The sequence below is a fragment of the Pseudomonas sp. GW821-FHT07B01 genome, from assembly GCF_059419065.1.
On sequence record NZ_JBWKRA010000018.1, the window covers coordinates 110,961 to 121,559 of the forward strand.

The 10,599-nt window shown below is 62.2% G+C and carries 6 protein-coding genes; 5 read left to right on the forward strand and 1 reads right to left on the reverse strand.

Annotated elements, in window-relative coordinates:
• The first annotated feature begins 67 nt into the window (after positions 1 to 67).
• Positions 68 to 4,315, forward strand: a complete 4,248-nt coding sequence (locus tag AC07S6_RS19725; protein WP_495112846.1) for a DEAD/DEAH box helicase — start codon at positions 68 to 70, stop codon at positions 4,313 to 4,315.
• Positions 4,316 to 4,326: 11 nt separating this feature from the next.
• Here the strand turns inward: AC07S6_RS19725 and AC07S6_RS19730 are convergent, their stop codons facing one another.
• The gene (locus AC07S6_RS19730; protein WP_495112847.1) at positions 4,327 to 6,420 is read right to left on the reverse strand and encodes a mechanosensitive ion channel family protein; all 2,094 of its coding nucleotides are present in this window, start codon (positions 6,418 to 6,420) and stop codon (positions 4,327 to 4,329) included.
• Positions 6,421 to 6,608: 188 nt separating this feature from the next.
• Between AC07S6_RS19730 and AC07S6_RS19735 the strand changes: the two genes are divergently transcribed.
• The 4 genes from AC07S6_RS19735 to AC07S6_RS19750 are packed head-to-tail and all read left to right on the forward strand — an operon-like array spanning position 6,609 to position 10,522.
• Positions 6,609 to 7,535 carry a DUF72 domain-containing protein gene (locus AC07S6_RS19735; protein ID WP_495112848.1) on the forward strand — a complete coding sequence of 309 codons (927 nt, stop codon included), beginning with the start codon at positions 6,609 to 6,611 and terminating at the stop codon, positions 7,533 to 7,535.
• A complete protein-coding gene (locus tag AC07S6_RS19740) occupies positions 7,532 to 8,308 on the forward strand; it encodes an endonuclease/exonuclease/phosphatase family protein (protein ID WP_495112849.1) in 777 nt (258 codons plus the stop codon). The genes AC07S6_RS19735 and AC07S6_RS19740 overlap by 4 nt, the downstream gene beginning before the upstream one ends.
• On the forward strand, positions 8,305 to 9,567 hold the full coding sequence (gene clsB, locus AC07S6_RS19745; RefSeq protein ID WP_495112850.1) for a cardiolipin synthase ClsB: 1,263 nt from the start codon (positions 8,305 to 8,307) through the stop codon (positions 9,565 to 9,567). The genes AC07S6_RS19740 and clsB overlap by 4 nt, the downstream gene beginning before the upstream one ends.
• Positions 9,557 to 10,522 (forward strand): lysylphosphatidylglycerol synthase domain-containing protein, encoded by a 966-nt coding sequence (locus AC07S6_RS19750; RefSeq protein ID WP_014720143.1) that lies wholly within the window; start codon positions 9,557 to 9,559, stop codon positions 10,520 to 10,522. Before clsB ends, AC07S6_RS19750 begins: the two co-directional genes overlap by 11 nt.
• Positions 10,523 to 10,599: the final 77 nt, after the last annotated feature.

Below are 10,599 nucleotides of genomic sequence, written 5' to 3' on the forward strand. Positions count from 1 at the left end.
TGTAGCGCAACCGTCACGGATAAAGTGCGGGGTTGCAACTTGGCCCCGCCGGTTGCATATAGGGTGAATGAACCTTCCCGAATCAACGGACAAGGGTTTGCACGGCTTTCACCCCGCCGTCAGCACTTGGTTTCGTAGTACCTTTCCTTCGGTGACCAACGCCCAGGCCCAGGCGTGGCCGTTGATCCGGCAGCGCCGCTCGACGCTGATCGCCGCGCCCACCGGCTCCGGCAAGACACTGACGGCCTTCCTGGCAGTGCTGGACGACCTGGTGCACCAAGGCCTGGCCAACGGCGGCGAACTGCCGGACCAAACCCTGGTGGTGTATGTGTCGCCGCTCAAGGCGCTATCCAACGATATCCAGATCAACCTGCAAAACCCGCTGGCCGGCATTACCGAACATCTACAGAAGCGGGGGCTGCCGCCGCTGGTAATCCGCACCGCTGTGCGCACCGGCGACACCCCGCAAAAAGACCGCGCCCAGATGCGCAAACGCGCACCGCATATCCTGGTAACCACTCCTGAATCGCTCTACGTGCTGCTCGGCTCGGATTCCGGCCGGCACATGCTCGCCAGCACACGTACGGTGATCGTCGATGAGATCCACGCCATCGCCGCTGGCAAGCGCGGCAGCCACTTGGCCTTGAGCCTGGAGCGCCTGCAAGGGCTGTGTGCCGAGCCATTGACCCGTATCGGCTTGTCGGCCACGCAAAAACCCATCGAAGCCGTCGCACGCTTTTTAGTTGGCACCGAACGTGATTGCGCCATTGTGGATATCGGCCACGCCCGCCCCCGTGACCTGGCGATCGAAGTGCCGCCGGTGCCGCTCTCGGCGGTGATGGCCAACGACGTGTGGGAGTTGGTCTACGATCGCCTCGCGCAATTGGCCCGTGAACACCGCACCACCCTGGTATTCGTCAACACCCGACGCCTGGCCGAACGCCTGGCCCGGCATTTGAGCGAGCGCCTGGGCAAGACCGCCGTGGCCGCTCACCACGGCAGTCTGGCCAAGGAGATGCGCCTGGATGCCGAACAGCGCCTCAAGGCCGGCGAACTGCAAGTGTTGATCGCCACGGCGTCCCTGGAGCTGGGGATTGATATCGGCGAAGTGGACCTGGTGTGCCAGATCGGCTCACCCGGTTCCATCAACGGCTTCCTGCAACGGGTCGGCCGTTCCGGGCACCAGGTCGGTGGCACGCCCAAGGGGCGCCTGTTTGCCACCACCCGCGACGACCTGATCGAGTGCGCCGCGCTGCTCGACTGCGTGCGCCGTGGCGAGCTGGATACCTTGCATATTCCGGTGGCACCGCTCGATGTACTGGCCCAGCAGATCATCGCCGAGGTCAGCGCCCAGGAATGGCCGGAACAGGCGCTGCTGGCGCTTATCCACCGCGCCGCGCCTTACGCCGAACTGGATGAACGCCACTACCAGGCCCTTTTGCAGATGCTCAGCGAGGGCTACAACGGCCGCCAGGGCATGCGCAGCGCCTACCTGCACCGCGACGCTGTGGCCCACACCCTGCGCGGCCGCCGTGGCGCCAGGCTCACGGCGGTAACCAGCGGCGGCACGATCCCCGACAACGCCGACTACAGCGTGTTGCTGGAGCCGCAAAGCCTGAATATCGGCAGCGTCAACGAAGACTTTGCGGTGGAAAGCATCGCCGGGGATATCTTCCAGCTCGGCAATACCTCCTATCGCATCCTGCGTGTCGAAGCCGGCAAGGTGCGGGTCGAAGACGCCCAGGGCCAACCCCCGACCATTCCGTTCTGGTTGGGTGAAGCGCCCGGGCGCAGCAACGAGTTATCGGTGGCCGTGGCCCGCTTGCAAGGGCAATTGGACATCTTGCTCGGCGCCACGCCCGGCGACCTGCAACCGGCCCTCGACTGGCTTACCGGCACCCTGGGGCTCAATGTCGCCAGCGCCGACCAACTGTTGGATTACCTCGCCCGGTCGCGCCAGGCCCTGAGCGCCTTGCCGTCCCAGGACACATTGATCATGGAACGGTTTTTCGATGCGTCCGGCGGCACCCAACTGATCATCCACACGCCGTTTGGCAGCCGCATCAACCGCGCCTGGGGCCTGGCCTTGCGCAAGCGCTTTTGCCGTACCTTCAATTTCGAGTTGCAAGCGGCGGCCAGTGAAAATGCCATCGTGCTGTCGTTGTCCACCAGTCACAGCTTCGCGCTGGATGAGGTGTGGCGTTACCTCAACAGCAACAGTGCCGAGCACATCCTGATCCAGGCCGTGCTGGATGCGCCACTGTTCGGTGTGCGCTGGCGCTGGAATGCCGGCGTGGCCCTGGCGCTGCCGCGTTATACCGGCGGGCGCAAGGTGGCGCCGCAGATCCAGCGCATGAAGAGCGAAGACCTGATCGCCAGCGTATTTCCCGACCAGATCGCCTGCCTGGAAAACCTCTCCGGCGAACGCGAAATCCCCAACCACCCGCTGGTGGAGCAAACCCTCGACGACTGCCTGCACGAGGCCATGGACAGCGACGCCTGGCTGACGCTGCTGCGGCGTATGGAACGCGGCGACGTGCGGTTGATCAGCCGCGACCTGCCCGCGCCCTCGCCCATGGCCGCAGAAATCCTCAGCGCTAAACCCTATACCTTCCTCGACGACGCCCCCCTGGAAGAGCGCCGCACCCAGGCCGTGCTCAACCGACGCTGGAGCGACCCGCAGAGCACCGACGACTTGGGCGCCCTGGATGCCGACGCCATCGCCGGTGTACGCGAAGAAGCCTGGCCGGCGCCCAATGGCCTGGATGAAATGCATGAAGCGTTGATGAGCCTGGCGTGCATCGCAGCGGGCGAAGTTACGCCGCAATGGGCCCAATGGTTGCAGGCCTTGCGCAAGGCCGGGCGGGCCTATCAGTTGCCCAATGGAATGTGGGGCGCCGTAGAGCGCTTGAATTTTTTGCAGGCGCTGTATCCCAACGATCTGCCGTTGCTGCCGGGGTTCGATGAGCCCTGGTCCTTTGATGACGCGCTGGTGGAAGTGCTGCGTGCGCGCCTCAGTGGTTTCGGCCCACTGACCCTGGTCGAGATCGCAGCGCCCCTGGCATTACCGGTGGTGGCGCTTACCCAGGCCCTGGCACGCCTGGAACAAGAAGGCTACGTGCTGCGCGGTCACTTCAGCCCCGGCGTGGGTGAAGAACAATGGTGCGAACGTCATTTGCTGGCGCGCATTCATCGCTACACGGTCAAGCGCCTGCGCCGGGAAATCGAGCCGGTGGCATTGCAGGATTTCATGCGCTTTCTGTTCGATTGGCAGCACCTGTCCGACAGCACACGCGGCCAGGGCAGTGCCGTGTTGCCGCAAATCGTCGGCCAGTTCGAAGGCTATGCCGCCGCCACGTCAGCCTGGGACACAGACCTGCTCAGCGCCCGCATCAAGGATTACTCATCGACCTGGCTCGATGACCTGTGCCGCAGCGGCAAGCTGGTCTGGACGCGCCTGAGCAACAAGGCCGGCGCCATGGCGTTGCGCAGCACCCCGGTGGTTTTGCTCCCCCGTAGCCAGGTAGCGTTGTGGAGCGGGCTGACCGAGCCTGCCGACAGCACCACCTTGTCGCCCAAGACGCAGAAGGTCCACCTGGCCCTGCGCGAACATGGCGCGCTGTTTTTCGATGAACTGGTACACGAGGCCCATTTGCTGCGCAGCGAGCTGGAGACAGCCTTGCAGGAATTGGTAGGCGCCGGCTTGGTGAATGCTGACAGCTTCGCCGGCCTGCGCGCCTTGACCACCCCCGCCAGCAAACGCCAGGCGCGCAGCAGTCGACGTGGGCGCGGGGCGTTTGTCGGCGGTATGGACGACGCCGGGCGTTGGGCCTTGGTTCGCCGCTCGGCGACCGTCGCCGGCGCGCATACGGCCGAGACCCTGGAGCATGTGGCGATGACCCTGCTGCGCCGCTATGGCGTGGTGTTCTGGCGGCTGCTGGAGCGTGAGGCGGATTGGTTACCGAATTGGCGCGAGTTGCTGCGCACTTTCCATCGGTTGGAGGCGCGAGGCGAGATCCGTGGCGGGCGGTTTGTCAGTGGGTTGGCGGGAGAGCAGTTTGCATTGCCGGAGGCGATACCGTTGCTGCGCGAGGTGCGGCGACGGCCCCATGATGGGAGTTTAATTGCGGTGTGTGGGGCGGATCCGTTGAATCTTGTCGGCACGCTGTTGCCGGGAGCCAAGGTGCCAGCGGTAAGCGGTAACCGGGTTGTGTACCGTGATGGGGTGCCGGCGGCGGTGATGGTAGGGGGCAAGCAGCAGGTTTTGTTGGAGGTGGATCAGCAGGCGGTGCAGGAGAAGTTGATCAGGCGCTGACCTTGAGGGCCTCATGATTGAGACCTGTGCTGCTCCGTCAACACCACCGCCTCCTGCTCATGCTCCTGCGCCACACGCTTAGGCAACAACACCTGCTGTGGATAAGTTTGCGCAAAATGCACCTCATCACAGTTATCCACAAGCTTTTTCAACCGTTGATTAAACGCCCGGCTGACTGCGTATTGGCCACCCGAAACCGTGCGGAACTGCGCGGTGAGCACCACGCCATTGAGGTCCATTTTGTCCACCCCGAACACCTCCAACGGCCCTTGCAGGTTGTACTTGAGGAACACATCGTCGCGGATCGACTGGCCGGCCTCGCGGATCAGCTCCACGGCCTTGTCTACGTCGGTGTCGTAGGTGAACTGCACCGAGAAGAACGCGTAGGCGAATTGACGCGACTGGTTGGTGACCGCCTTGATCTGCCCGAACGGCACCGAATGCACAAACCCTTTGCCGTCACGCAGGCGCAGGGTGCGGATGGTCAGGCCCTCCACGGTGCCGGCGTGACCAGAGTCGAGCACCACCCAATCGCCGATGGACAGGGTGTCTTCGATAATGATGAACAGGCCAGTAATCACGTCCTGCACCAGTTGCTGGGAACCGAAACCGATCGCCAGTCCCACCACCCCGGCGCCCGCCAGCAACGGCGCGACATTGATGCCCAGGTTGGCCATGGTGGTGATCGCGCAGATCACCACCAGGATGATCTTCACTGCATTGCGCAGCAGCGGCAGGATGGTTTTGACCCGGGTACTGGGCTGGCGACTGGAGCGCTTATTCACGGGTGGTTTGAGGGCTTCCTGGATCGCGGTGTCGAGCACCACCCAGAACAGCCAGGTCACCAACAGGATCAGGCCGATACTGCTGAGGGAGTCACTGATGGCCCGCCCCACCGAGTTGCGCTGGGCGAACTCGAACAGCGAAACGCCCCAGATACGCCCGAGTATCTCGATAAACGCGATGGCCATGACGATACGCAAAATTGCGTGCAGCAAACTCAGGAAGCGTTCCTTGTAGGCACTGCTGCGCTGGATCGATACCTGGCTGCGGGACTTGAACAGGTGTTGCAGCACGGTGCTGAGAAACACCGTGCCGATCAGTAACAAGGTGGTGAGCAACGCGCAGCGCAGGGCCTCTTGGTTGTCGTCACCGGCACCAATCAGGTTGACCGCCGACACCAGCACCATCAACAGAATCGGCCAGTACCAGAGCCCGGAAAACACCCGCAGCGACTGTTGCAATGCCGGATGTTTGAGGCGCTGGGCCAATGGCCGATTGCGGATCAAATGGGCCACCGGCCGACGCAGGCGTACCACCAGCACGCCAAAGATGACCGCGGCAAACAGGCCGGTAAACACGGCGATGCTGCTGGTGATATTGCCGCCCAACTGACGAGCGATTTGCGGGCTGGTCAGTGCATCACTGAGGGCCGCGAGAAAGCCGATCAGGAATAGAGGCTTGGGGCAATAGTCACGAATGATCCGCACGGCAGGCCGCTTGTGGCCGACGTTGAACATGACAATGACGCACAGCAACAGCGAGGTGGAAAAGATGCCACTACTGGTGGCGTAGGCAAAACACAGTGCCAGAGCTCGGCCGACAGACGTGGGTAAAAACTGACTGACATAAAGGGTCAGCGGCAGGCAGATCAGCGCTGGAATCGTGTAGGGCACTACATAGCCCAGCAAGCCTTGCAGCCGTTGGCGCCGCGCGAGGAATGGGCGGCGGCTCGAGCGTTGCACAACCAGGCGCCCAAGTATCGTCAAGACCGCAAAGGCACCGACCCACACCCCAGACAACAGCAGGAAATCGCCCGCCACGCTCCAAGGCGAGCGTGCGGCTGTCTGGTCTACCAGGCGCCCTACTTCGTCCGCGGCGCGATCAGCACGCAGGCGCCAGGCGTCGATGAGGTTCTGGTCGAGGTCGAGCTTGTTCTGCACGTCGTCGATGCTGGAGCTAATGGCCCCGAGCAGCCCGCCTTCTACCAGCAGTTCCGGCTTGGCCGGCGTTTCGGCAGCGGGCGCCGTTGCCGCGGCTTGCAGGGCGCCATTGCCGCAGAGCAGCAGCGCGACGAGCAGTAATGCAGTCTTTGGATTCAGCAAAACAGCAAGCTCCTTCAGCAGGGTCTGTAAGGAACTGACGAGCTTGGGCCCTTATCGTTCCCTGCATTTGCAATGCCCCTCCCGCATTTCACCCCTATTACCGCCTGTAGGAATGTGGAAACTTTCAGCCAAATAGCGCAGTCATCCCATAACGGAGGTCACCTCACCCACCATCCACGGGAGTAAACATGGCGGCGATTCACATCGGCATTTCCGGCTGGCGCTACACGCCCTGGCGCGGGGACTTTTACCCCGAAGGGCTGACCCAGAAACGCGAGTTGCAGTTTGCGTCACGCGCCGTCAACAGCATCGAAATCAACGGTTCGTTCTACGCGCTGCAAACCCCCAAGCGCTATGCCGAGTGGTATGCCGATACGCCCGAAGGTTTCCTGTTCAGTGTCAAGGCGCCCCGTTTCATCACGCATATCCTGCGCCTGCGGGACGTGCACAAGCCGATGGCGAACTTCTTCGCTTCCGGGGTGCTGGAACTCAAAGAAAAACTCGGCCCCATCCTCTGGCAGTTTCCGCCCAGCTTCAAATTTGACGCCACGCTGTTCGAAACCTTCCTGGCCCAATTACCCACCGATACCCAGCAGGCGGCGGCCCTCGCCCGCCAGCATGAGCCACGCCTGAACGGCAAGGCGAGCATGAAGGCCTATGCCAAGAAGCCTTTGCGCCATGCCGTGGAGATTCGCAACAAGAGTTTTGCCGTGCCGGAGTTCATCCAATTGCTGGATAAGCACGGTGTGGCGCTGGTGGTCGCGGACACCGCCGGCAAGTGGCCGTACATGGAAGACGTGACCGCCAACTTCATGTACCTGCGCTTGCACGGCGACAAGCAGTTATACGCCAGTGGTTATAGCGCCGAAGCGCTCCAGCGCTGGGGTGACCGCATCGAACGCTGGGCCCAGGGCAAGCAGCCTGCCGATGCACACCTGGTCGACCCGCACCACACACCCCGCAGGCGTAAACAGCGCGATGTGTTCTGTTTTTTCGACAACGACATCAAAGTTCGCGCCCCCTTCGATGCACGCCAATTGCTGCAACGCTTCGGGCTGGACCAACACCTGCTCACCGAGCCTGGCCGACTACCGGAACCAGGAGTATTGCCATGACGCATCCAGAGCTGATCCCCACCCCGCCGACCACCGCCATCACCCGTTTCACGGTGCTGACGGTCAATATCCACAAGGGTTTCACCGCACTGAATCGCCGCTTCATCTTGCCCGAACTGCGTGAAGCGGTGCGCAGCGTGGGCGCCGACATGGTGTTCTTGCAGGAGATCCATGGCACTCACGAACGCCATCCCCAGCGCTACAGCGACTGGCCAAAAATGCCGCAGTATGAGTTCCTGGCCGACAGCATCTGGCCGCAGTTTGCCTATGGGCGCAATGCGGTGTACCCCCATGGCGACCATGGCAATGCACTGCTGTCGAAATTCCAGATCATCCGCTACGACAACCTCGACATTTCACAAAGCGGCCATGAAAACCGTGGCCTACTGCACTGCGTGCTGCGCCTGCCGGGCAGCGGTCAGCAGGTGCACGCGATCTGCATCCACCTGGGCTTGCGCGAGGTGCATCGCCAACAACAATTGCGCTTGCTGGAACAACGTATCAGCGAGATTCCCGCCGATGCGCCGTTGGTGGTCGCTGGCGATTTCAACGACTGGCGGCAAAAAGCCGAACTGAGCCAAAGCGGTTTGCAGGAAGTGTTCATGCACACACTCGGCAAACCGGCGCGCACCTTCCCGGCACGCCTGCCACTACTGCCGCTGGACCGCATTTATGTGCGCAATTTGACGGTGCACAACCCGCGCGTGCTCACCACTCGGCCTTGGTCCCATCTCTCAGACCATGTGCCGCTGTCGGTGGAGGTGGAGCTATGAACGTCGCGGTAGACCATATCGCCACAGACCAACCGCCAGATGACAGCAAAGCGCGGGATCTGGATTACGGCTGGCAGAGCGGCAACCAGGTGGCGTTGCTGGAGAACGGCGAGGCGTACTTTCCCGCTGTGTTCGAGGCTTTGCGGGCGGCAGAGCGCGAGATCCTGCTGGAGACCTTCATCCTCTTTGAAGACAAGGTCGGCTTTGAGCTGCACAGCATCCTCATCGAGGCGGCCAAGCGTGGGGTAAAGGTGGTGGTCAGCCTCGACGGTTTTGGTTGCGGCGAGCTCAGCCCGGGGTTCCTGCGGGAATTGGCCGAAGCCGGGGTGATGGTGCAGATGTTCGACCCGGCGCCCAAGACCCTGGGCATACGCACTAACTGGTTTCGCCGCCTGCACCGCAAGATTGTCGTGGTGGATGCCCGCGTGGCGTTTATCGGCGGGATCAATTTTTCTGCCGACCACTTGGCGGATTTCGGCCCCGAAGCCAAGCAGGATTACTCAGTACAGGTGATCGGCCCGGCTGTGGCCGACCTGCACCATTTCGCCCTCGCCCAAAGTGGCCGCCAGGTGCGCAGCCGTCGCGGTTGGCGACGGCGCCTGCAACGGCCTTCGCCCTGGACGAGCGAGCCAGGCGACGGCCTGGTGCGCCTGATTTATCGCGATAACATTCAGCATCGTGACGATATCGAAGACGCGTATATCCACGCCTTGAGCCAGGCTCGGCGGCGCGTGGTGATCGCCAACGCGTATTTCTTCCCCGGCTATCGCCTGCTTCGCGAGATCCGCAACGCGGCGCGCCGTGGCGTGCACGTGCAGTTGATCATGCAAGGCCAGCCGGACGTGCTGTTGGCGAAACTCGCTGCGCGCATGCTCTATGACTACTTGCTCAAGGATGGCGTGGTGATTCACGAATACTGCCAACGCCCGCTGCACGGCAAGGTGGCGCTGGTGGATGACGAATGGAGCACCGTCGGTTCGAGCAACCTGGACCCACTGAGCCTGGCATTGAACCTGGAGGCAAATGTGCTGATTCGCGACCGGGCTTTCAATCAGCAGCTCTACGAACGCCTGGAAGCCCTCGCCCGAAATCATTGCCAGACCATGCCGGAAAAGCGCAAGCCGCGCCTGTGGCTCTGGCGCTTGACCGTGGGTTTCCTGGTGTTTCATGTGATGCGCCATTTCCCGGTACTGGCCAGTTGGTTACCGGCCCACAAACCGCGCTTGAAACCTTTTGAGGCCACGCCCCATGACGTCTGAAGCCCGCCCCCAAGCGCAAGCCTCTGGGTTCAAGCGCTGGAAGAAACCGCTGACGATCGCGTTCTTCGTGCTGCTGATCGTGTTGTTTACCCTGCTGGCCCGGCGCATCGACTGGAGCGAAGTGTTCCAGACCCTGAGCGAGTTCAAGCTGCGCACATTGTTCATCGCCGGCGCGCTGACGCTGTGCAGTTTTATCGTCTATGCCTGCTTCGACTTGATCGGCCGCACCTACATTCGCCAGCCGTTGCGTTGGAAGCAGATATTGCCGGTGGGTTTCATCAGCTACGCGTTCAACCTCAACCTCAGCGCCTGGGTCGGTGGCATCGCCATGCGGTATCGGCTGTATTCGCGCCTGGGCGTGAGCACCAGCAATATCGCCAAGATCCTAGGCCTGAGCCTGGCCACCAATTGGTTTGGCTATATGGCGTTGGCCGGAGTGGTATTCAGCAGCGGGTTGGTGACCCTGCCGCCGGGCTGGAAGCTCAGCAGCGGCGCCTTGCAAGGGGTCGGGGGGTTATTGGTGCTCGCGAGCCTGGGCTACCTGGCGGCGTGCCGCTTTTCGAAAAAGCGCGCGTGGTCGATTCGCGGTATCGAGATCAACTTGCCGTCGCTGCGCATGGCCTGTTTGCAACTGGCCCTGGGTGCGTTGAACTGGTCGTTGATGGCGGCGGTGATATTTGCCTTGTTGCCCGCCAAACTGGATTACCCACTGGTGCTGGGGGTGCTGTTGATCAGCGCAATTGCCGGGGTGGTCACCCATATTCCCGCCGGCTTGGGGGTGTTGGAGGCGGTGTTCATTGCGCTGTTGCAGCATGAGGCGTCGCGGGGGAGTTTGCTGGCCGGGCTGATCGCGTACAGGGCGATTTATTTTATCTGCCCGTTGTTGATTGCACTGGTGATGTATTTGGGGGTGGAGGCCAAGGCCAAAGCGTTGCGGGTTAAGAAAACTGCCTGATGAGACGGTGGTGACGGTGGAATCGCTATCGCGGGCAAGCCCGGCTCCCACAGGGGAATGCATTCCCAGGTGGGAGC

Coding starts and splice junctions, on each gene's coding strand:
- AC07S6_RS19725 (WP_495112846.1), top strand. CDS start 68: ATGAACCTTCCCGAATCAACGGACAAGGGTTTGCACGGCTTTCACCCC.
- AC07S6_RS19735 (WP_495112848.1), top strand. CDS start 6,609: ATGGCGGCGATTCACATCGGCATTTCCGGCTGGCGCTACACGCCCTGG.
- AC07S6_RS19740 (WP_495112849.1), top strand. CDS start 7,532: ATGACGCATCCAGAGCTGATCCCCACCCCGCCGACCACCGCCATCACC.
- clsB (WP_495112850.1), top strand. CDS start 8,305: ATGAACGTCGCGGTAGACCATATCGCCACAGACCAACCGCCAGATGAC.
- AC07S6_RS19750 (WP_014720143.1), top strand. CDS start 9,557: ATGACGTCTGAAGCCCGCCCCCAAGCGCAAGCCTCTGGGTTCAAGCGC.